Below are 21,611 nucleotides of genomic sequence, written 5' to 3' on the forward strand. Positions count from 1 at the left end.
CGGTGGGGTCGTGGGGTTCGATGCGCGGAATCGGCGTTCGGTTGGGCCCGGAACGCCCTTGTTCCCCCGGAACGGCGAACGCGGGCCGGGCGGCGGTGGGCCGTCCGACCCGCGTTCGGCGGTCGGGGAGCGGAGAGGGTCAGCGGGTGACCTTGGCGGAGATGTCGTCCAGGTCGGCGTCCCGTGTCTCGCGGCCGATCAGCAGGGCGATCAGGGTGATGACGCCCACCAGGATCAGGTAGCCGCCGACCCAGGCCAGGCCGAAGGTGCCCGCGAGCCAGGTCGCGATGTAGGGCGCGAAGGAGGCGCCGAACAGGCCGGCCAGGTTGTAGGCGGCCGAGGCGCCGGTGTAGCGCACCCGGGTCGGGAACAGCTCGGGCAGGACCGCCGCCATGGGGCCGAAGGTCAGACCCATCAGGGACAGGCCGATGATCAGGAACGCCATCACGCCCACGGTGCTCCCGCTGCCCAGCAGCGGGCCCATGGCGAAGCCGAACACGATGATCGCGGCGGTGACCGTGATCAGGGTGGGCCTGCGGCCGAAGCGGTCGGCCAGGATCCCGGCGATCGGGGTGAAGACGGCGAAGAACACCACGCCGATGAGCAGGAAGACGAGGAACTGGGAGCGCTCGTAGCCCAGGCCGGTCTCCGCGTCGGTGCCGAAGCCCAGGGAGAAGACCGTCATCAGGTAGAAGAGCACGTAGGTCGCCAGCATGATGAGCGTGCCGATCAGGACGGCGGACCAGTTGTGGCGGAAGACCTCGACGATGGGGGTCTTGACGCGCTCGCCGGAGGCGATGACCTTCGCGAAGGCGGGGGTCTCGTGCAGGGTCAGGCGCACCCAGAGGCCGATGACGATCAGCGCGATGGAGATCAGGAACGGGATCCGCCAGCCGTAGGCGAGGAAGGTCTCGTCGCTCATGGTCTGGCTCAGCGTCAGGAAGACGGCGTTGGCGAGGAAGAAGCCGATCGGCGCGCCGAGCTGCGGGAAGGTGCCGTAGAAGGCGCGTTTGGCGGGGGGAGCGTTCTCGGTGGCCAGCAGCGCCGCGCCGCCCCACTCGCCGCCCAGGCCCAGACCCTGACCGAAGCGGCACAGGGCGAGCAGCAGGGGCGCGAAGACGCCGATCTGCGCGTAGGTGGGCAGCAGTCCGATCGCGACGGTGGCGATGCCCATGGTCAGCAGGGAGGCCACGAGGGTGGCCTTGCGGCCGATCCGGTCGCCGAAGTGACCGAAGACCCAGGAGCCGATGGGGCGGGCCACGAAGGCGATGGCGAAGGTCGCCAGCGACTGGAGGCGGGCCGCCATCATGTCGCCTTCGGGGAAGAAGAGGTAGGGGAAGACGAGTACCGCGGCGGTCGCGTAGACGTAGAAGTCGTAGAACTCGATGGACGTGCCCACAAGGCTCGCCGTGAGGACCTTCCGTTTGGGGTTGGTCGGGGGCTGCGCCGCGTCGGCTTGTGGCCTTCGCGACGACGGGGTGTCTGCGGAGACGTCCGTCATGGGACTTCTTTCCAGGTCAAGGCGGGTCGATGGCTGGATGTTAGTCGCCGTGGACACTATATGGAACATTTGTCTCGGTATGTGAGATGTGGGAATGTCGGTGTTCGTCCCTGTTCGTTCCGTCGGTGTCCACAACGCCCACCACCTCTGGATTCTCGCACCTTCGGTGACGTGGATCACTTACGAAGACGTCACGTTCTCGGACGCCCGTCTCGTCATGTGGATCGACACCGCGTCGGAGGTACCGTCGAAGGAGGGGTCACGACCCACGAACCGCCGGTGCTCGGTGCCGGGCACTCCGGGCTCGCGGCCGCGAGCCGCGTCGCCCGTGCCCGCGCCATAGCCCGCCCCACGGGCAGGAGCGCCCGTCCGGGAGTGAGGGAGGCGGGGTCCGCTCAGCGGCCGGTGGACCATTCCGGCGGCCTGATCCTGGGGACCCCCGACACCCGGACCACCCGGGTGCAGTTGTCCCGGAACCGCTTCACCAGCTCGCCGTTGGGGCGGTCACTGCGCTCGACCCACTCGCGGGCGGCCCGGTCGTCGGAGCCGCCCGCCCTCTGGCGCCTGCGCAATCGGCGCTCGCGCACCGGATCGTCGGTCTCCACGTACCACAGCCCCACGAACAGGTCCCGCAGGTCGGCCCAGGGCATCTCGTCCGAGGCCAGGTAGTTGCCCTCGGTCACGACGAGACGGGTGTGGGGCTCGATCACGTGCCGGGCGGCGATGGGCTCGTGCAACCGACGGTCGTAGTCGGGCACGTAGACCGGATGATCGGTCTCCGTCAGCAGTCGGCGCACCATCGCCAGGTAGCCGTGGGCGTCGAAGGTGTCCGGCGCGCCCTTGCGGTCCCTGCGGCCCGATCGGTCCAACTGGGCGTTGGACAGGTGGTAGCCGTCCATCGGCAGGTAGCCGGCCACGCCCGCGCCCCGCTCCTCCTCGACCCGGTGGACCAGGTAGCGCGCCAGGGTGGACTTCCCCGCGGCCGGAGGCCCGGTCAGGCCGAGCAGCAAGCGGTGCGGGCCCTCCCCGTCCGCCGGCGGAACGAGGTCGAGGACGTCGGAGACGAGCGCGTCGAGCATGGGCTCCAGCCTATGTCGTACGCCGTCGTCCATGGAGGGGGATCGGCCGGAGGGAGGGGGCGCCGCGATGGCGTCCCCTCCCTCCGCGGGCCGTCCTCAGGGGGCGTGGCCGACGTGGGCCAGCGCTTGACGGACCAGGACCCCCTGGCCGCCCTGCATCTCCGCGCGCACCTGAGGGCCGGTCGCCTCCTCGGGGGTGAACCACACCAGGTCCAGAGCGTCCTGACGGGGCTGGCAGTCCCCGCTCACCGGGACGACGTAGGCCATGGCCACCGCGTGCTGACGGGGGTCGTGGAACGGGGTGACCCCGGGGGTGGGGAAGTATTCGGCGACGGTGAACGGCTGCGGCGAACTGGGGATGCGCGGCAGGGCCACCGGGCCCAGGTCCTTCTCCAGATGGCGCAGGAGCGCGTCCCTGACCCGCTCGTGGTACAGGACCCGCCCGGAGACCACGGAACGGTTGAAGCTGCCGTCGGGGTCGGCGCGCATGAGCAGCCCGACGTGCGTCACCTCCCCGTTCGAGTCCACACGGACGGGTACCGCCTGGACGTAGAGCACGGGCATGCGGGCACGAACACTCTCCAACTCATCGCGGGAGAACCAGCCGGGCCGGGTGTCGGCGGTTTCGGTCATAGGGGTGCGCGGTGGTCCGGCCGCTCGAGGCGGTCGCGGAACCGCTCCCTCCCTTCGTCGTCTTCGTGTCCCTGGGGCGGTCGTCCTCGGCGCTCACAGGAGCCACCGGGGTGTCGGCCCTCACATAGGAGTCCAAGTACCGCTTCTATCGCACGCTAGCCCTGAAAGCACGGTGCGGGCCCGACTTCGGGTGTGTCCGGGGGGAATACCCGTGGGTTCCGAGGATCGGGAACCCCGCGCCCGACCTCCGGGAAACCGGGGGCGAGGTGACACCATCCTTCCCGGAGAGCCACATCGGCGAGATTTCGGGGGGTTTCCTCACCAAAAAGCCTCCCGAGACCTCCCTGAAGAGGTTACGATCTCGTACGCGGTTGCGTAGTGGAAAGGTTACGTCCGGTGAGAGGTGGCCCGAGTGGCGAAGGATGCCCTGTTCTCTGCGCGGGAGCGTTTCCCCTGTACGGGGGTGACGGTGGTGCGTGTCCACGGCGAGGTGGACCTGGCCACCGCGGACCGCCTGCGTGATCGACTCCTCCAGGCGGCCGAGGCCTCACGGTGCGACTGCCTGGTGGTGGACATGTCCGGACTCGGGTTCTTCGACGCCAGCGGGGTGCGCGCGCTGGTCTCGGTCTTCCAGACCCTGACCGGACAGGGCCGGCACGTGGTCCTGGCCGAACCCTCGCCCATCGCGGCGCGGGTACTGGAGGCGCTCGGTATGCGGCGCCTGTTCGAGATCTATCCGATGACGGAGATGGCGCTGACCCACACCAGCGGACTGCGGGTGGACGGGGAGCCCATCTTCGACAACCCCGTCCCCTGACCTCGGGGCGGACCCTCGCGGTGGGTCCCCGTCCGGTGCCCCGGGGAAGTGAGGCACCGGGCGGGGACCGCCGTGTTCAGGGGAGCGGGGTGGCGCGTTCGTCGCCGGGAGGCTCCTCGGACCTTTCCAGGAAGGGCGTCAGAAGCTCCGGATCGGCGTCCCGGGCCCAGGCCAGCCCCTGTCCCAGACCCACGTCGGGCACGGTGTACATCCCCTTCCCCGCCGCGGTGGTCGCCGATACGTCGACCAGACCGAGCCGGCGCTGGAACGGTGAACGGGTGATCCGCCAGCCGATCACCGCGGAACGCTCCAGGGCGACGGTGTCGCGGACGGCCATCCCCCTGCGCATCACCAGGTGGTCCGGGTGCAGGCCGTGGCCCAGGGCCCGGTAGGAGCCGACCGCGTAGGCGAACGCCATGGCCGCGATGGCCAGGGCCACCAGAGCCCACCCCCAGTTCGGGGTCTCCTTCACGCCCTCGCTGACCAGGGGGAACGGGATGAGCTGCTCCTCGGCGACCCGGACCGCCTTCCACCAGGCCTCGGTGGCGATCATCTGGAGCCACGCCAGTCCGGCCGCCAGGGCCACGCCCACCAGCGTCACGAGGCCGGCCCGGGTGAACCTGCGGCGCAGGGCGGCCCGGGGGTGGCGTGCCAGCGGCACCTCCAGGGGGGAGGTCGACCGTCCCATGAGGGCGGCGCCCAACGCGCGGGCCCGGGCGCGGGGCATCGCGGGGGACAGGCGGCTCTTGGCGTCGGTCTTCTTGTCGTCGCCGGTCTCCAGCCCGGTCGCCACCGCCTGGACGCTCGCGCCGCGTACCGAGCGCAGCACGAACGGCTCGCGCAGGACCACGCCGTTGAGGCGGCGGCCCTCCACCGAGAGGGAGACGTTGGTCAACAGCCCCCGTCGCAGGCGGACGGTGCCGTCGCTCTCCCTGGTGAGCCGGTAGCCCCACCAGGTCTCCACCGCGGCGGCGACCAGGACGACCACGCCGAACACCAGGAGGGAGAACAGGGCGATGGGGACGACCAGCAGCACCTTGGACATCACCAGGCCGCTCATCTCCCGCATGTCGGGCAGCCCGGACTGATCCGAGACCCAGCGCCAGGCCCAGCCGTTGGTCTGGGCGTTGAAGCCGAGCAGGGCGGCGAACAGACCCAGACCGACACCGAGGGTGGCGGTGGTGGCGGGCGCGTAGGCGAACCAGCGCGGATCGAGTCGGGCCAGCTCGGTCTCCTCCTGCCCGGGAGCCCCCTCGGGCCCCTCCGTCTCTCCCGTCCCCGTGGAGGCCGGGGCCGGACCGCGCTGGAGGAGGTCGCGACGCAGACGCTCTCCCTGTTCGGAGGTCACGTACTGGAGTTGCATCTGATCGCCACCGCTACCGACCTTCTCGCCCGTGCCCACGGTGACCGAGCACAGCCCGAAGATCCGGGTGTAGATCGGGGTGGCCACGTCCACGCTGCGGACGCGTTCGCGAGGGATGGAGCGGTAGGCCTTGGCGACGATTCCCGAACGCATCTCCATGCGTTCGGGGGTGATCCGGTAACGGATCGCGCGCAGGCGCAGCAGGTCCAGGTAGGTCATCAGGGCGACGAAGGCCGCGGTGGCGGGGAGCGGTACCCAGGGCCAGAGGGGAACGCCGACCACGATCAGCACGACGGTCCCGATGATCGCCATGGGGACCATGGACAGGGCCACGATGGCCGTGTTCGCCCAGACGGACAGGGGGCTCAGCCGCTGCCAGTCCTCCTCGAGATCGATCGGGGGCGCCTCCGTCGCCGCGGGGTTCTCGATCGGGTCGACCCGGGGCTCGGGGCGTTCTTCCGGGGCTCCGGAACGGTGGTCGTCGTGGGAGGTCATGTCGCGTCCCCCGGGATCGCCTGGGTGCTGTCGGTGAGCCGGTCGGCGACCTCGGTGGCGAGGCCGTGGGCGAGTCCGGCGATCTCGATGGGGCCGGCGGCGGAGGCGGTCGTCACGGTCACGCTGGACAGGCCGAAGGCCCTCTGGAGCGGTCCGCGCGCGGTGTCCACGGTCTGGATACGCGACATGGGCGCGACCCGCCACTCCTGCCAGAGCCATCCGCTGGAGGTGTAGACGGCGGTGTCGGTGACCTCCCAGCGGTGCACCCGGAAGCGCCACAGCGGCATCACCACGGTGATCAGCAGCCCCACTCCGCCGATGGCCCCTCCCGCGAGCAGGAACCAGAACCGGACCGGTTCCCAGATCAGCGCGGGCACCACGGGGACGGCGGTGAGGACGACCGTCACCAGCAGGGACCTGGTCGTCCACCACCAGACGGCGCGTCGGTCCACGCGGTGGTGGGGCGGTCGCAGGCGCAGAGCGTCGGTGCTCATCGCGACCACGTCTCCTCTCGTTCGGGCCTCGGGGGCGGGGCCGGCTATTAAAAGTGATATCACAATGCTATGCTCACGTCATCACTCAAGAGGAGGGAACAGCGATGAGCGACAACCCGGGTGTCATCAGGCCGACACCCCAGTACCGGGAACGAGAGGCCTTCGGGTCCGGCGGGATCCCCATGTTCGTGGTGTCCCTGGTCCTGTTCCTCGGGGGCGTGGGCCTGGCCCTACTGCCCCTGTTGGGAGCCCCCGGCGCCCTGATCGCGGTCGGGGTGGTCCTGGCCCTGATCGGCGCCTTCCTGTCCTTCGGCCTGACGATGGTCGCCCCCAACGAGGCCCAGGTCGTCCAGTTCTTCGGCCGCTACGTCGGCACCATCCGCACCGACGGTCTGCGCTGGGTCAACCCGCTCACCGTGCGCAACGCGGTCTCCACCCGCATCCGCAACCACGAGACGTCGGTGATGAAGGTCAACGACGCCTCGGGCAGCCCCATCGAGATCGCGGCCGTGGTGGTCTGGCAGGTCGAGGACACCGCCCGTGCCTCCTTCGAGGTGGACGACTTCGTCCAGTTCGTCTCCACCCAGACCGAGGCGGCCGTCCGTCACATCGCGGGCAAGTACCCCTACGACTCCTACGGTGACGACGCCGTCCCGTCCCTGCGGGACAGCGCCGACGCCATCACCGAGCAGCTCTCCAAGGAGGTCGCCGAACGCGTGGACGCCGCGGGGGTGAAGATCGTGGAGTCCCGGTTCACCCACCTGGCCTACGCGCCCGAGATCGCCCAGGCGATGCTCCAGCGCCAGCAGGCCAGCGCCATGATCGCCGCCCGCGCCGAGATCGTCGAGGGGGCCGTCACCCTGGTCGACCGCGCCCTGGAGCGTCTGTCGGACGAGGACGTCGTGGACCTGGACGAGGAGCGCAAGGCCGCCATGGTCAGCAACCTGCTCGTGGTCCTGTGCTCGGACCGTCCCGCCAGTCCCGTCGTCAACACCGGGACCCTCTACCAGTAGATCCGGGTGAGGTGCCGTGCCCGAGCGCAAGAAGGTCCTACTGCGTCTCGACCCCGCCGTCCACGACGCGCTCGCCCGGTGGGCCGGGCAGGAGTTGCGCAGTACCAACGCCCAGATCGAGTTCCTGTTGCGTCGCGCCCTCGACGACGCCGGGCGGATGCCCAAGGAGGCCCGGGACATCCCCCGTCGCGGTCGCCCGCGTAAACGCGCGGACGAACCGGAGGAGGACGGGAGGGAGTGAGCCCGGGGTCCGTCGAACGTCGGGACCATGGACGTTCGACGGGCCCCGGCAGGCGCTTCCTCCGGGGCGGGTCAGAGCGCCGCCGCGACCGCCCTGCCCGCGGTGCGGCCGGAGAAGATGCAGCCGCCCAGGAAGGTGCCCTCCAGTGAGCGGTAGCCGTGCACGCCGCCGCCACCGAAACCGGCCACCTCACCGGCCGCGTACACCCCGGGCAGCGGGGTGCCGTCGGCGCGCAGGACCCGCGCGTCCAGGTCGGTGTGCAGCCCGCCCAGGGTCTTGCGGGTGAGGATGTGCAGCCGCACCGCGATCAGCGGGCCCGCGGAGGGGTCCAGGATCGGGTGCGGCGAGGCCACCCGGGCCAGCCGGTCGCCCTTGTAGTTGCGCGCCCCGTGGATCGCCATGACCTGGAGGTCCTTGGTGAAGGTGTTGGCCATCTCCCGATCGCGGGCCACCACCTCGCGGGTCACGAGGTCGGCGTCCAGCACGTCGTCCCCGGCGACCCTCTTCATCTCGCGGATCAGTTCCGGCAGCCGGTCGGCGACCACGAAGTCGGCACCGTGGCGTTTGAAGTCCTCCACCGGCCCCGGGGCGCCCGGCAGGATCCGCTTGAGCACCAGACCGATGTCCTTACCGGTCAGATCGGGGTTCTGCTCGGACCCCGAGAGCCCGAACTCCTTCTCGATGATCTTCTGCGAGAGCACGAACCACGTGTACTCGTGGCCGGTGCCCATGATGTGCTCCAGGGTGCCCAGGGTGTCGAAGCCGGGGAAGCAGGGCGCGGGGAGGCGCCGACCGGTGGCGTCCAACCACAGGGAGGAGGGGCCGGGCAGGATGCGGATCCCGTGCCGGGACCAGATCGGGTTCCAGTTCTGGACGCCCTCGGTGTAGTGCCACATGCGGTCGCGGTTGATGATCTCGCCGCCGGCCTCCTCGGTGATGCCGAGCATGCGCCCGTCCACGTGTTCGGGAACGCCCGACAGCATGTGCTCGGGAGCTTTGCCCAACCGCTCGGGCCAGTTCCGGCGCACCAGGTCGTGGTCGGCGCCGATCCCGCCCGAGGTGACGATGACCGCCTGGGCCTCGATGTCGAAGGCGCCCGTGACGTCCCTGTTGCTGGCCTGGCCGCGTTCGATGTCGCTGGGGGCCAGCACGGCGCCCCTGACGCCGGTGACCCGGCCGCCGGTCACCACCAGTTCGTCCACCCGGTGGCGGAAGCGCAGGTCCACCCGGCCGCGTTCGGCGCCCGCGCGCACACGCCGTTCGAAGGGGGCCACGACACCGGGGCCGGTGCCCCAGGTGATGTGGAAGCGCGGCACCGAGTTGCCGTGCCCGCCGGCCAGGTGGCCGCCGCGTTCGGCCCAGCCCACCAACGGGAAGATCCTGAGCCCTTGGGCGCGCAGCCAGGGATACTTCTCGCCGGAGGCGAAGTCGACGTAGGCCTCGGCCCACTTGCGGGGCCACTCGTCCTCGGGGCGGTCGAAGGCGGCGGTCCCCATCCAGTCCTGGAGGGCGAGTTCGGGGGAGTCCCGGATCCCCATCCGGCGCTGTTCGGGGGAGTTCACGAAGAACAGGCCGCCGAAGGACCAGTGGGCCTGACCACCCAGGGACTGTTCGGGCTCCTGGTCCAGCAGGATCACCCGTTTGCCGGCCTCGGCCAGCTCCGCGGTGGCGGCCAGGCCTGCCAGCCCTGCCCCGACGACGATCACGTCGGCCTGGTCGGTGCTCATGGGTCACTCCTCCGGGGGTTCTTCCGGCCCGCGTGGGCGGGGCGCGTCGTGGTGACGGTCCGCCCCGTCGCGAGGGCCGGGGCGGGGCCGATATGTGGCTCACGCCACAGTCTCGGTCAGAGTGCGACCTTACGGGAACCTCGTCCCGAGAGGTCGGGGAGGTCCTGGTTGCGCACTCGTCCCCGCCCCGAACGTCCACCTCTAGGAGTCGAAGAGCACCAGGGAGCGCCCGCCCTGGCCTCGGCGCATCCTCTCGAAGGCCTCCGCGATCCCCTCCAGGGGGATCTCGTCGGTGACCATGGACGACAGAGCCAGGTCGCCGGAGCGGACCGACTCCGCCAACACCGGGATGTCCCGGTCCGGATCTCCGGAGCCGTACACACAGCCCTGGAGGGTGCGGGCCTGGTGGAACACCTCCAGGGCGCTGAAGGAGATCTCGTCCTGTGCCGAGCCCACGCCCACCACGGTGACGGTGCCGCCCCGTCGGGTGGAGTCCCAGGCGGCGCGCATCACCTCGGCCTTGCCCACCACCTCGAAGGCGTGGTCGACCCCGCGGCCTCCGGCGATCGCGCGCACCTCCTTGGGCGTGGTGGCGTCGGCGACCAGGAAGTGGGTGGCGCCCAGGGAACGGGCCGCCTCCTCCTTCTCCGGGGAGGCGTCCACCGCGATCAGCGGGTCGGCCCCGGCGATCCGGGCGGCCTGCAACAGGGACATGCCGACCCCGCCCAGACCCATGACCAGGGCGGAGTCGCCGGATCGCAGTCTCGCGGCGTTGTTGACGGCGCCCCAGCCGGTGAGGACCGCGCAGCCCAGCAGCGCCGCGGCGGCCGGGTCGACCCCCTCGGGCAGGGGGACCAACGCGTGGGCGGGTACGACCGTGGCCTCGGCGAAGGCCCCGGTGTTCAGGCCGGCGTGGACGGGGGTGCCGTCGGTCAGTTCGGCGTAGGGGGTCAGGGTCCCGTCCAGGGAGTGCTCGCACAGGTACGGTTCCCCCTTGAGGCAGAACCAGCAGGCCCGACAGGCCGGTGCCCAGTTCAGGACGGCCCGGTCGCCGGGGGAGAGGTGTTCGACGTCGGGGCCGACCGCCTCGACGACGCCGGAGCCCTCGTGTCCCAGCACCACGGGCCAGAGCTGGGGGAGGATCCCGTTGGACAGGGACAGGTCGGAGTGGCACACGCCCGCGGCGGTCATGCGTACGCGCACCTGGCCGGGCCCGGGGTCGGGGAGGACCAGTGGGCGGATCTCGGGAGGCGCCCCGGCCTCGAGGAAGACGGCGGCCTTGACTGTCGTGCTCATGGAGGCTCCAATCGTGGAATCGCCGAACCTCTGACAATACCGGCCGGTCGGTCTTTTTCCTGGAATGACGCTGGAAAAGCCGTGCCCGTTCGTGCCTTCGGCCGCCTCCGAACCCCGGGAGTGGCGGGGGATCCCACGAAACCCTCTGATTTCAACCGTTCTATGGAAAAGCCTATATTGACCCCCACATGGGGCGGGTATATCCCTTTTATCCCCCGGGAACGCGGTGCGCTCGAAACCCGGACCACCGCGGGCCGTCCGGCCTCCGGGGTACCTCGATGGGGAGGTTCCATGGTTCGACCCGAGGACACGTCGAGGGTGGGCGGCCCCCGGCACTACCTGATGTGCCGTCCCACCCACTTCGCGGTGGAGTACGCGATCAACCCCTGGATGGACCCGGCCGTGGGCGTGGACCGCGCACGCGCCATCCGTCAATGGGAGGGACTCAGGGAACTGTACCGATCCCTGGGGCACCGTGTGAGCGAGATCGAGCCGATAGAGGGTCTACCCGACATGGTCTTCGCCGCCAACGGGGCCCTGGTCGTGGAGGGACGTGTCTACGGCGCGCGGTTCGCCGGGGCCGAGCGCACCCCCGAAGGCCCCGCCTATCTCGACTGGTTCCGTCAGGCCGGCTACACCGAGATCAAGGAGCCCAAACACGTCAACGAGGGCGAGGGCGACTTCATCACCCTCGACGACGTCATCCTGGCCGGCACCGGCTTCCGTACCGAGGCGGCCGCCCACCAGGAGGCCGAACGCCTCCTGGACCGGCCCGTCGTCACCCTGCAACTGATCGACCCGCGCTTCTACCACCTGGACACCGCCCTGTTCGCCCTCTCCGGCGACCGGGTGGCCTACTACCCCGGCGCCTTCTCCGAAGGGAGCCGACGAGTCCTGCGCGCCCTCTACCCCGACGCGCTCCTGGCGACCGAGGAGGACGCCGCCGTGCTCGGTCTCAACGCGGTCTGCGACGGCGAGAACGTGGTGATCGCCGCCGAGGCCGAGGCCCTCGCCGACCGGCTGCGCGCCCTGGGGTACACCGTGCACCCGGTCGAACTCGACGAGCTCCGTAAGGCCGGCGGCGGGGCCAAGTGCTGCACCCTCGAACTGCGGGACACGCCCCTGGACTGAGTGACGGTCGGGCGGGTTCTCCGAGGAGCCCGCCCGACCACGATGTGTGATGGGACACGCTCCGGATCCCCCTTCCGGGCGGCCCCACAGGTCACGTACACGCCCCTTCCCCGGCTCCGGCGCGGGCGGCCGAAACGAGGGCCGAGAGACCCTGGTCCCGGTCGACGATCCCGTTAGGCTCTGGACGCGTGAAGACCAGACAGCGCGGGCTCCCGCGCAGGATCCGGGAACAGCAACTGATCGACGCCGCGGTCACGGCGTTCGCCCGGGGCGACTACCACACGGTCAGCGTGGAGGAGATCGCGGCGGCCGCGGGAACGTCGAAACCGACGGCCTACCACTACCTGGGTTCCAAACAGAAGATCTTCGCCGCCTGCGTGAACCGCGAGGTCGAACGTCTCGTCGCCGCGGTCCGCGCCGCCGTGCGCGACCCGGAGGCCGAGGACCCCGATCCGCTGCGGCGCGGTATCCGGGCCTTCTACGCCTTCGTGGTGGCCAACGGGGAGAGCTGGACCGTCCTGTACCGGAGGGCGGCCGCGCAGGGCCCGCCCTTCGAGGAGGAGACCGTCCGCATGCGCGACCGCGTCATCGACGAGGTGACCGCCCTCATCACCGAGTGCGTCCTCGACGACCACGACGGTCCGGCCCCGCGCGACGTCCGACTGCTCGCCCGGGTGACCGTGAGCACCGCCGACGCCTTTGCCGACTGGCTGCTCGACCACCCGGACGAGACCCCCGACACGATGGCCGGGCACGTCACCGAGCTGACCCGGGCCCACCTGCGCTCACTCGCCCCCGTCCGGGCGTGAACGAGGCCCGGCCCGGGCCGCTCGGCGCTCAGCCCTCCGAACGCCGCCGGTGGTTCAGGGCCAGCAGGGAGACCAGGTCGTAGGCGACGTGGGAGGCGGCGGTGGAGGTGATCTGCGCGTGGTCGTAGGCCGGGGCGACCTCCACCACGTCGGCGCCGACCAGGTTCAGATCGGCCAGCCCGCGCAGGATCTCCAGCAGCTCACGGCTGGTCAGACCGCCGGCCTCGGGGGTGCCGGTGCCCGGGGCGTGGGCCGGGTCCAGGACGTCGATGTCCACCGAGACGTACAGCGGACGGTTCCCGATGCGCTGACGCAGCGCGTCGGCGATCTCGTCCACGCCCTTGCGCAGGACGTCGGCGGCGGTGACGATGCCGAAGCCGAAGCGGCGGTCGTCCTCCAGGTCGCGCTTGCCGTACAGCGGACCCCGCGTGCCCACGTGCGCGATGGCCTCGGTGTCGAGGATGCCCTCCTCCACCGCGCGACGGAAGGGCGTGCCGTGGGTGTAGGGCTCGCCGAAGTAGGTGTCCCAGGTGTCCAGGTGGGCGTCGAAGTGCAGCATCGCGATCGGGCCGTGCTTCCGGTACAGGGAGCGCAGCAGCGGCAGCGCGATCGTGTGGTCGCCGCCCAGGGTGACCAGGCGGGTCCCGGCCTCGACGAACTTCGAGGCGCCCTGGTCCAGGGTCTCCACCGCGTCCCCGATGGAGAACGGGTTCACGGCGATGTCGCCGCCGTCCACCACCTGGAGGCGCTCGAACGGGGCCACGTCCAGACCCGGGTGGTAGGGGCGCAGCAGTCGGCTGGCCTCGCGGATCGCCGAGGGGCCGAAACGGGCGCCGGGACGGTAGGACACACCGGTGTCGAAGGGGACGCCGACCACGGCGATGTCGGCGTGCTCGACCTGGTCGATACGGGGCAGGCGCGCGAAGGTCGCCGGGCCCGCGAAACGCGGAACGAGGCTGGAGTCGGTGGGGCCGATCGGTGCGTTCATGGATCCGTTCCTGTTCGTCGGTCTCGTCTGACGTGGTGCCGGTGGTCCTCGGTCGTGTTTTTTGGATCATTACGCGCTCGCGTGGCCAGGCTTCCTCTCGCGGCGCCGACGTCGCTCGGACAGCCGAACCCGGGCGGGCCCCCGCTGTGCGATCCTGCGGAGCTCGCGTAGCAGGGCACAGTAGGGGCAGCTTCGCTCGTCGTCTGGCGAGAGATCACCTGGCGGCCGCTCGCCACGGATCGGCTCCGCCGATGCCGAGCGAAAGCATCCAAAAAACACTCCCTCGTCACGGCGGCCTGGCCAGAGTAGGTATTCGGTAGCCTCGACTCCAATGGTCGAATCGCACTATGAGAACTCCCTGACTGGACGAATCGTCCAGAAGGGGAAGGAGGGGGCGGCCTCGTGAACACGGACCGGAGCGACGTCCACCACGTGCTCTTGAGCGAGATCGTGGGCCGCCGCGACCTCGACCTGACCCTCGTCGTGGCCGCGGGGGACCCGCCCATCACCTGGGCCACCGCCAGCGAGCTGGTCGAGCCGGCCGTCTACCTGCGCGGGGGAGAACTGCTGCTCACCGCCGGGGTCAACCTCCCCGAGACCGTGGAGGGGACCCGCGACTACGTCGCCTCGCTGGTCTCCGTCGGGGTCGGTGCCCTGGGCTTCGGGGTCGCGCCCGTGCACGAGGCCGTCCCCGAGCCTCTCGTCGACCAGTGCAGGGAACAAGGACTGCCGCTGCTCCGGATCCCCCGGACCACCTCCTTCTCCGCGGTCGGCCGTGCGGTGGGGGAGGAGTTGTCCGAACGCCACCTGCGGGTCCTGCGCGGGATCAGCGAGTCGCATCAGGCCCTGGCCCGCGCCGTCACCGCCCCCGACCCGGTGGAACGGCTGCTGAGGGTGCTGGCAGGGGCCCTCGGGGGCTGGGTGGTCCTGGCCCCCACCGGCCCCGACGCGCGCGTCCGTCGTACCGACGGCGCCCCCACGGCGTTCCCCGACGACCTGCGCTCCCTGATCGTCCGACTGACCACACCGGGCGGCCCGCGCAGCGCCAAGGCCGAACTGGGGGCCGACGAGGTCTTCCTGCACACGGTGGGCCCACCGCCCGAGGAACGGGGCGTGGTCATGGTGGGGCGTCCCACCCCGCTCGACATCACCGACCGCGCGGTCCTGCGCACCGCGACGGCCCTGCTCGAACTGCTCTTCCGTGCCGGCGGCGAGGGGCCGCCGGACCCGGCCCTGCCGCTGGTCGCGCTGCTGTTGGACGGCGGCCTCGACACTCGCTCCTCGACCGTCCTGGCCGGCCTCACCGACACACGCGCGCGTTCGGGGCACGACACCGCGCGACCGTCGACGGGGGAGCGGGGCACCGCCTACCGGGTGCTCCGGGCCTCGCCCGCCTCCGACGGCGGGCCCGCCGCGGCGACCGATCCGACCTGGGGCACCCACCTGGTCGACCGGCCCGCCCCGGACGCCGCCGACGAGGTGGCGCGGGCGATCCTCTCCGATCGAGGCGCCCGGGCCCATCGTGAGCATCTGGACCTGCTCCGCTCCCAGGGGTGGGTCGGCGCCCTGAGCCCGGCGGTGGCCGCCGCGGAGCTGCCCGAAGCCGACCGCGACGCCGCCTCCCTCCTGGTCCGCGCCCGGGCCCTGGGAGAGCCGCTGCTGTACCCGACCGAGGGGGACGACCCCTTCGACGCCCTCCTGTCCTCGACCGAGGCCGCAAGGGCGGGCCGGGCGATCCTGGGGCCGCTCGCCCGGGACACGGACACGGCCCGCGCTCTGCGCGCCACCCTGCACGCCTGGCTCGCGCGCCACGGCAACTGGGACCGGACCGCCGGCGACCTCGGTGTGCACCGCAACAGCGTCCGCCACCGCATCGGGCGGATCGAACGCGACCTGGGGGTGGACCTGGCCGACCCCGAACATCGGATGCGCCTGTGGTTCGCCCTCACCCGCGGGCACGCGGGAGAACCCCCGGGGTCTGTGGCCGGTTCCGGCCACCCGAGCACGGGTTCCGACGGGCCTCCCCGAGGCCGGGACGCCCCTTCCGCCGGGTGACCTGCGCCGGCCCGTTCCGGTCGGGGCGGGCGAAGCGGTTTCGGCGGACGGCGCATCGAACGACGTTCGGTCGGTCTCCAGGGATAATCATCGCGAGAATCGGAGGCTCAGGGCCGAAAAGGCTTCCGGAAAAAAGGCATCTCGCGGTTCCGTTGGTCCGGTCCCGCTCGAACCAGGAAACTGGGAACGCCACAGCCGACACGAGGTCTGGGGGCCATATGACGTTTCCTCCGCTGGACACGGCGCTGCCCTCCGGCGCCGACGCTCGCGAACACGCCGACCTGCTCCGTCGTGCCCACGACGCGCTTCTGTCGGGCCGGCCCGCGCCCGCCACGCTGCGGCCGGTGATCGAGGACTCCTGGCGGAGGATGCGAGGTTTCGGCATCGACCCCGATGGCGCCCCTCCGCCCAGGATGGCACCGCTGGACGAACTTCAACGACACCGCGAGTCCTCGCCCATCGCCGACGTCCTGCCCCTGATCCGCAGATCCCTGGTCTCGGTGGCCGATCAGGCCGACCACATCATGCTGGTGACCGATGCCGCCGGGCAGGTGCTCTGGCGGGAGGGCTCCCGCCGGATGCGTTCGGTCGGCGACCGGGTCGGTCTGGTCGAGGGCTCCTACTGGAACGAGGGCAGTACCGGGACCAACGCCATCGGCACCGCCCTGGTGGTGGGACGCCCCGTCCAGATCTACTCCGCCGAACACTACGTGCGGAGCCTTCACACCCTCACCTGTGCCTGCGCGCCCGTCCATGACCCCCGGGACGGCAGACTGCTGGGCGCCATCGACGTCACCGGACCGGTCTCGACCGTCCACCCCTCCACCCTGGCCCTGGTCCACGCCGTGGCGCAGCTGGCCGAGACGCACCTCCAGGGCATCCACCACACCCACCTGGAACGGCTGCGCTCGGTGGCGGCCCCGCTGCTGGCCGGGATGGGCAGGCCGGCCCTGGTCGTGGACGACATGGGTTGGACCGCGACAGCGGTGCACATGGAACCGGTCAGACGGGTGCTGCTGCCCAAACACTGCGAGGCCGGGACCGTCTGGCTTCCCGCGCTGGGGGAGTGCGCCCTGGAACCGCTTCCGGGGGGCTGGCTGATCCGCCCCGGCCCCGAGGAGAAGGCCGGATCCACCTCGCTCACCCTCGACCTGAGCCGACCGGGGGCCTACTCGGTGACGGTCTCCGGTTCCAGCGGGGAATGGGTCCAGAACCTGTCGCCGCGTCACGCCGAGCTCCTCCTGCTCCTGGCCGCGCACCGGTCGGGGCGCTCGGGGGCCCAGCTGTCCCGGGATGTGTTCGGTTCGGAAGGGCACGTGGTCACGGTGCGCGCCGAGCTCTCCCGTATGCGGCGCAACCTGGGCGGGGTCGTCGAGAGTCGCCCCTACCGCTTCTCCGAGGAGGTGGCAGTACGGCTGGTGGGGCCGTCCTCGCCCCTGGACCTGCTGCCCGGATCCCTCGCCCCGGGCGTCCGGCGCCTGCGCGAGCGGACGTGCACGGCGGAGCTGTTCGATCGGGTGGGCTGAGGGCCGCGCAACCTGTTGCAACCGTTGCCCTCCCCGCGGCCATGGGGTCAACTGGTTCCAGCGCGGCCCGCACACCGGCGCCGGCCTCCGGGCGAGAGAGGGCACGGTGGTCATCGCCGGTGCGGGGCGCGTCCGTGTCCTACGGGCCTTGAGGGGGGTACGGGGGCGAGGACGGACGCGCCGAAGGTCCGGCTCCGGGAGGTTCGGGGGATCCTCCGGGGCCACGCGCACGACACGGCCCGGCCCGGGGACGCCACATCGTCTCCGGGCCGGACCGCCGTCGGGGGTGGTTCATCCACCGTTCCCCTCGGCCTTGTCGGGTGGTGTGTCCCCCTCGGGCGGGACGTCCCCCGGAGAATCGGCGGCCTCGGGCGAGCACTGGAAACAGTCCATGGTGAACAGTTCCTCGCCGTCCACGACCCCGAGGAAGTCGCCGCGCAGACTGTCGTCGCCCTCGCCGCGTTCGGCCAGGGCGTTCACGAGCAGGCTCCCCTCGAAGCGGAGCTGTTCGCCCTCACGTCCCCGGCCGGTGCAGACCACCCGTAGGCGTTCCTCGCCGTCCTCGTCTTCGAGGACGCTCTCGCCCGCGGTCAGTGGCTCGTTCGAGACCGTGGCGTCGGGCTCCTCCAGTGGTCCGGGCGCCGACGAGGTCTCCTCGGAAGGGGAGCCCGAGGGTGTGGAGCAGACGAGGGAGCCCTCCACGGGGTGGCCCTTGCGGGCGAAGGCCCGCTCCGCCCCGGGGCGCAGGACCGACACCGAGAGGGCGTCGGCGGCCTTGGTCAGTTCCAGCCGGGCGGCGTCGATCTCCTGCTCGGTGGGCCCGGCGGGGGCGCACGAGGCGAGTGCTCCGCACAGGAGCAGTGCCAGCGAGGCGGCGGCGGTGGTCGAGTGGACTCTCAAGGGTCCTCCTCCGGTTCGGTGGCGCCCCCGTCCCCGGGCGCGCTGATCCACCGCACCAATGTCTCCGATGTACATAAGGTAACCAATGTCCAACTAAGAGTGTTCGAGTGAAAAGTGCGTCATGTTCTGGTCACCCGCCTGTGAGTCGCGCCACTCTCATGGGTATCGTCTCCGTCACCGAGCGCGACACCCGGTGTGCGCGGGACGGTGCGGCGGGGCCGCGTAAGCCCTGCTGGGGCGCGTTCACACGGGCACTGGGCTAGACTCGGGACATTTCCGAACCGCGTTCGATGGTTCGTACAAGACCCGACCGAATCACCCGGAGTCACTCGTGGCCCGCGTGAACCAGGGGCCACGAATCGGCGTCGAACCAGGAACCGACGAGGTTCCCGGAACGACCCGGTGACCCCACAAGACCGTCCTTCCTTCGGAGGTGGACCGTGTCCGCTGACCACCGAGAACAGCAGCCCGGACAACAGGGCTCGCGCATCGACCCCCACATCGGCCGCTACGCACGCCGAGCCGAGGGCATGGTCGCATCGGAGGTCAGGGCACTCTTCGCCGTCGCGTCCCGACCAGAGGTCGTCTCCCTGGCCGGCGGCATGCCCAACGTCGCCGCGCTGCCCCTCGACCAGATCGGCGACCTGGTCAAGGACGTCGTCTCCGAGGAGGGCCCCGCCGCCCTCCAGTACGGCTCCGCCCAGGGCGACCCCGTCCTGCGCGAGCTGATCTGCGACTACATGACCCTGGAGGGCGTCCAGGCGGGCCCCGACGACCTCATCGTCACCGTCGGCTCCCAGCAGGCGCTCGACCTCATCACCCGCGTCTTCGTCGACCCCGGCGACATCGTGCTGACCGAGGCCCCCACCTACGTCACCGCGATCAACACCTTCGCCGCCTTCCAGGCCGACATCCGCCACGTGGGCATGGACGACCAGGGCGTACTCCCCGACGAACTCGACCACGCCCTCACCCAGGCCGCCAAGGCCGGGCGCACCGTCAAGTTCTTCTACACGATCCCCAACTTCCAGAACCCCGCCGGCATCACCATGACCGCCGAACGCCGGGCCCGGGTCATGGAGATCTGTCAGCGCCACGACGTCCTCATCATCGAGGACAACCCCTACGGTCTGCTGCGCTACGAGGGCGAGCCCCAGCCCACCCTCTACTCCCAGGGCGACGGCAACGTGATCTACCTCGGATCGCTCTCCAAGACCCTGTCCCCGGGGTTGCGCATCGGCTGGGCCCTGGCCCCCTCCGCGGTCCGGGCCAAACTCGTCCTGGCCGCCGAATCGGCGATGCTCAGCCACTCCACGTTCAACCAGCTCGTCGTCCGCCGCTACCTGAGCACCTTCCCCTGGAAGGAACAGATCAAGGCGTTCAACAGCATGTACGGGGAACGCCGCGACGCCATGCTCGGCGCCTTGGCGGCGATGATGCCCGACGGCTGTACCTGGACCAGGCCCGAGGGCGGCTTCTTCGTCTGGGCCACCCTGCCCGAGGGAATCGACGCCAAGGCCATGCTGCCGCGCGCGGTCAACGAACGCGTCGCCTACGTCCCCGGAACCGGCTTCTACGCCGACGGGCGCGGACGCGCCAGCATGCGGCTGAGCTTCTGCTACCCCACCCCCGAGCAGATCCGCGAGGGCGTGCGCAGGCTCGTCGGAGCGATCGAGGGCGAACTCGACCTGCGCGACACGTTCGGCCCCGCCATGAACCGGCCCACCGAAGGCAGCCAGGCGCCCACCCCGGACCTGCCCTGACACTCTCCCAAGGGTCCAGCACCATGACAGCAGCACAGAAGGAGGGTCGCGCCGTGGCCGACCTTGACCGGGTACTCGTCCTCGCCGGAGGCCTGTCCCCCGAACACGAGGTGAGCGTCCAATCCGGACGCGGTGTCGCCGAGGCCCTGCGCCGACTCGACATCGAGGTCCAGGTCGCCGACGTCGACTCCGACCTGCTCCGACGTCTGACCGACGACCCGCCCCAGGTGGTCTTCCCCGTCCTGCACGGGTCGGCCGGTGAGGACGGCGTGATCCGTGAGGTCCTGGAACTGGCCGGGGTCCCCTACGTGGGCGCCCGCCCCGACGCCTGCCGACTGGCCTACACCAAGCCCGCGGCCAAGGCCCTGCTCGCCGACCGCGGCGTCCGGGTGCCGCGCGGCGCCACCCTGCCCAAGTCGGTCTTCCACGACCTGGGCGCCCCGGCGCTGTTGGACAAGCTCATCGAACGCCTGGGCATGCCGCTGTTCGTCAAGCCCGACCGCGGCGGCTCCGCCTTCGGCGCCACCCCGGTGGCCTCGTCCGGAGAGCTCTCCACCGCGCTGGTCTCCTGCTTCGCCTACGGGGACTCGGCGCTCGTCGAAGAGCAGGTCCAGGGCACCGAGCTGGCGGTGAGCGTGCTCGACACCGGCGACGGCCCCGTGGCCCTGCCCGCCGTGGAGATCGTCCCCGACGGCGGCGTGTACGACTACGCCGCCCGCTACACGGCCGGCCGGACCGAGTTCTTCTGTCCGGCCCGCCTGGACGCGGAGACCATCGAGGCCGCGAGCGAGGTGGCCCTGACCGCCCATCGCGCCCTGGGGCTGCGCGACCTGTCCCGGACCGACCTCATCGTCGACCCCGACGGCGAGATCGTCTTCCTGGAGACCAACGTCGCCCCCGGTCTGACCCCCACCTCCACGTTCCCGATGGCGGCCGCCGCCGCAGGACGGGACTTCGGTCTGCTCTGCCGCGAGCTCGCCCACCAGGCACATCTGCGCGGCTGATCGCGCACGCGACCCCGTCGAGGCGAACGCCCCGGCGGGGTCGTCTGCGTTCCAGGGCCATGTGACACGATCACGACCATGGCGAAGATCCACGACACCATCGATGCCCGTCTGGAACGCTTCCTCCTCGACCAACCGGTCTTCTTCGTCGGTACCGCGCCCCGGGCCGACGACGGTCACGTCAACGTCTCGCCCAAGGGCATGGGCGGCACCTTCGCGGTGCTCTCCGAACACCGCGTCGCCTACCTCGACTACACCGGATCGGGTGCGGAGACCATCGCCCACCTGCGGGAGAACGGCCGTATCGTCCTGATGTTCTGTGCCTTCGAGGGACCCCCGTCGATCGTCCGGCTCCACGGTCGCGGCCGCGTCGTCCTGCCTGCGGACGGGGAGTTCGACGAGCTGCGCTCCCACTTCCCCAAGGAACGTGTCCTCGGTCAGCGCTCGATCATCGTGGTCGACGTCGCCCGGATCTCCGACTCCTGCGGGTTCTCCGTCCCCCTGATGGAGCTCCGCGGCGACCGCGACCTGCTGGACCGCCACCACGAACGTCGCGATCCGGAGTACTTCACCGACTACCTGCGCCGCCGCAACGCCACGAGCGTCGACGGGCTCCCTGCCGTCCCGGCGCCGGACGAGGGATAGGGGAGCGGGTCGGCCGCCACGCCACGACGGCCCACCCGTTCCGTCGCCCCGGCTCCGCGCCCGTGTCACCGGCTCGGAGTCCCGGGGCGATCTCGATGAGATCACGGGGCCCGGCGGTGGGCAAGAGGTCG

General features: G+C 71.1%; 19 protein-coding genes. 10 read left to right on the top strand and 9 right to left on the bottom strand.

Annotation, left to right across the window (positions count from 1 at the left end; genetic code table 11):
• Nucleotides 1-139: 139 nt before the first annotated feature.
• The 3 genes from D451_RS0113150 to D451_RS0113165 all read right to left on the bottom strand — a co-directional run bounded on the left by D451_RS0113150 (nt 140) and on the right by D451_RS0113165 (nt 3,213).
• Entirely contained in the window at nt 140-1,501 is a 1,362-nt protein-coding gene (locus tag D451_RS0113150; protein WP_026125035.1) for an MFS transporter, read from the bottom strand.
• 395 nt (nt 1,502-1,896) lie between these two features.
• Nucleotides 1,897-2,580: a nucleoside/nucleotide kinase family protein gene (locus D451_RS0113160; RefSeq protein WP_026125036.1), complete on the bottom strand. Its 684-nt coding sequence runs from the start codon at nt 2,578-2,580 to the stop codon at nt 1,897-1,899.
• A 96-nt stretch (nt 2,581-2,676) separates the two neighbouring features.
• Nucleotides 2,677-3,213: an NUDIX hydrolase family protein gene (locus D451_RS0113165; protein ID WP_014910609.1), complete on the bottom strand. Its 537-nt coding sequence runs from the start codon at nt 3,211-3,213 to the stop codon at nt 2,677-2,679.
• Nucleotides 3,214-3,676: 463 nt separating this feature from the next.
• On the opposite strand from D451_RS0113165, the gene D451_RS0113170 reads away from it, so the two are divergent.
• Nucleotides 3,677-4,030, top strand: a complete 354-nt coding sequence (locus D451_RS0113170) for an STAS domain-containing protein (protein WP_026125037.1) — start codon at nt 3,677-3,679, stop codon at nt 4,028-4,030.
• A 76-nt stretch (nt 4,031-4,106) separates the two neighbouring features.
• Here the strand turns inward: D451_RS0113170 and D451_RS0113175 are convergent, their stop codons facing one another.
• Nucleotides 4,107-5,888 (bottom strand): PH domain-containing protein, encoded by a 1,782-nt coding sequence (locus D451_RS0113175; protein ID WP_017534771.1) that lies wholly within the window; start codon nt 5,886-5,888, stop codon nt 4,107-4,109.
• Entirely contained in the window at nt 5,885-6,382 is a 498-nt protein-coding gene (locus tag D451_RS0113180) for a PH domain-containing protein (RefSeq protein WP_026125038.1), read from the bottom strand. Before D451_RS0113180 ends, D451_RS0113175 begins: the two co-directional genes overlap by 4 nt.
• A gap of 104 nt (nt 6,383-6,486) precedes the next feature.
• Here D451_RS0113180 and D451_RS0113185 point away from each other — a divergent pair, with 104 nt between their 5' ends.
• Entirely contained in the window at nt 6,487-7,395 is a 909-nt protein-coding gene (locus tag D451_RS0113185) for an SPFH domain-containing protein (RefSeq protein ID WP_014911705.1), read from the top strand.
• Between the two features lie 16 nt (nt 7,396-7,411).
• Entirely contained in the window at nt 7,412-7,636 is a 225-nt protein-coding gene (locus D451_RS0113190; protein WP_014909861.1) for a hypothetical protein, read from the top strand.
• Between the two features lie 71 nt (nt 7,637-7,707).
• Here D451_RS0113190 and D451_RS0113195 read toward each other — a convergent pair whose 3' ends face one another.
• Both D451_RS0113195 and D451_RS0113200 read right to left on the bottom strand, forming a co-directional pair.
• Nucleotides 7,708-9,363 carry an FAD-binding dehydrogenase gene (locus tag D451_RS0113195; RefSeq protein ID WP_017534773.1) on the bottom strand — a complete coding sequence of 552 codons (1,656 nt, stop codon included), beginning with the start codon at nt 9,361-9,363 and terminating at the stop codon, nt 7,708-7,710.
• A gap of 201 nt (nt 9,364-9,564) precedes the next feature.
• Nucleotides 9,565-10,659 carry a Zn-dependent alcohol dehydrogenase gene (locus tag D451_RS0113200; protein ID WP_017534774.1) on the bottom strand — a complete coding sequence of 365 codons (1,095 nt, stop codon included), beginning with the start codon at nt 10,657-10,659 and terminating at the stop codon, nt 9,565-9,567.
• 291 nt (nt 10,660-10,950) lie between these two features.
• On the opposite strand from D451_RS0113200, the gene ddaH reads away from it, so the two are divergent.
• Nucleotides 10,951-11,790, top strand: coding sequence for a dimethylargininase (ddaH, locus tag D451_RS0113205; RefSeq protein ID WP_014913103.1), 840 nt, complete (start codon nt 10,951-10,953; stop codon nt 11,788-11,790).
• A gap of 188 nt (nt 11,791-11,978) precedes the next feature.
• Nucleotides 11,979-12,599 (top strand): TetR/AcrR family transcriptional regulator, encoded by a 621-nt coding sequence (locus D451_RS0113210; protein WP_017534775.1) that lies wholly within the window; start codon nt 11,979-11,981, stop codon nt 12,597-12,599.
• Between the two features lie 28 nt (nt 12,600-12,627).
• Here D451_RS0113210 and speB read toward each other — a convergent pair whose 3' ends face one another.
• On the bottom strand, nt 12,628-13,587 hold the full coding sequence (gene speB / locus D451_RS0113220; protein ID WP_017534776.1) for an agmatinase: 960 nt from the start codon (nt 13,585-13,587) through the stop codon (nt 12,628-12,630).
• Between the two features lie 402 nt (nt 13,588-13,989).
• Here speB and D451_RS0113225 point away from each other — a divergent pair, with 402 nt between their 5' ends.
• Both D451_RS0113225 and D451_RS0113230 read left to right on the top strand, forming a co-directional pair.
• A complete protein-coding gene (locus D451_RS0113225; RefSeq protein ID WP_017534777.1) occupies nt 13,990-15,642 on the top strand; it encodes a PucR family transcriptional regulator in 1,653 nt (550 codons plus the stop codon).
• Between the two features lie 218 nt (nt 15,643-15,860).
• A complete protein-coding gene (locus tag D451_RS0113230; RefSeq protein WP_017534778.1) occupies nt 15,861-17,168 on the top strand; it encodes a GAF domain-containing protein in 1,308 nt (435 codons plus the stop codon).
• Nucleotides 17,169-17,459: 291 nt separating this feature from the next.
• Here the strand turns inward: D451_RS0113230 and D451_RS0113235 are convergent, their stop codons facing one another.
• Nucleotides 17,460-18,068 (bottom strand): hypothetical protein, encoded by a 609-nt coding sequence (locus D451_RS0113235; protein ID WP_017534779.1) that lies wholly within the window; start codon nt 18,066-18,068, stop codon nt 17,460-17,462.
• Between the two features lie 530 nt (nt 18,069-18,598).
• Between D451_RS0113235 and D451_RS0113245 the strand changes: the two genes are divergently transcribed.
• The 3 genes from D451_RS0113245 to D451_RS0113255 all read left to right on the top strand — a co-directional run bounded on the left by D451_RS0113245 (nt 18,599) and on the right by D451_RS0113255 (nt 21,480).
• Nucleotides 18,599-19,831, top strand: a complete 1,233-nt coding sequence (locus D451_RS0113245; RefSeq protein WP_081536580.1) for an aminotransferase-like domain-containing protein — start codon at nt 18,599-18,601, stop codon at nt 19,829-19,831.
• Between the two features lie 23 nt (nt 19,832-19,854).
• A complete protein-coding gene (locus D451_RS0113250) occupies nt 19,855-20,835 on the top strand; it encodes a D-alanine--D-alanine ligase family protein (RefSeq protein WP_234305754.1) in 981 nt (326 codons plus the stop codon).
• Nucleotides 20,836-20,913: 78 nt separating this feature from the next.
• Nucleotides 20,914-21,480 (top strand): pyridoxamine 5'-phosphate oxidase family protein, encoded by a 567-nt coding sequence (locus D451_RS0113255; RefSeq protein ID WP_014910943.1) that lies wholly within the window; start codon nt 20,914-20,916, stop codon nt 21,478-21,480.
• Nucleotides 21,481-21,611 lie beyond the last annotated feature (131 nt).

Source organism: Nocardiopsis alba DSM 43377 (assembly GCF_000341225.1).
Taxonomy (GTDB): domain Bacteria; phylum Actinomycetota; class Actinomycetes; order Streptosporangiales; family Streptosporangiaceae; genus Nocardiopsis; species Nocardiopsis alba.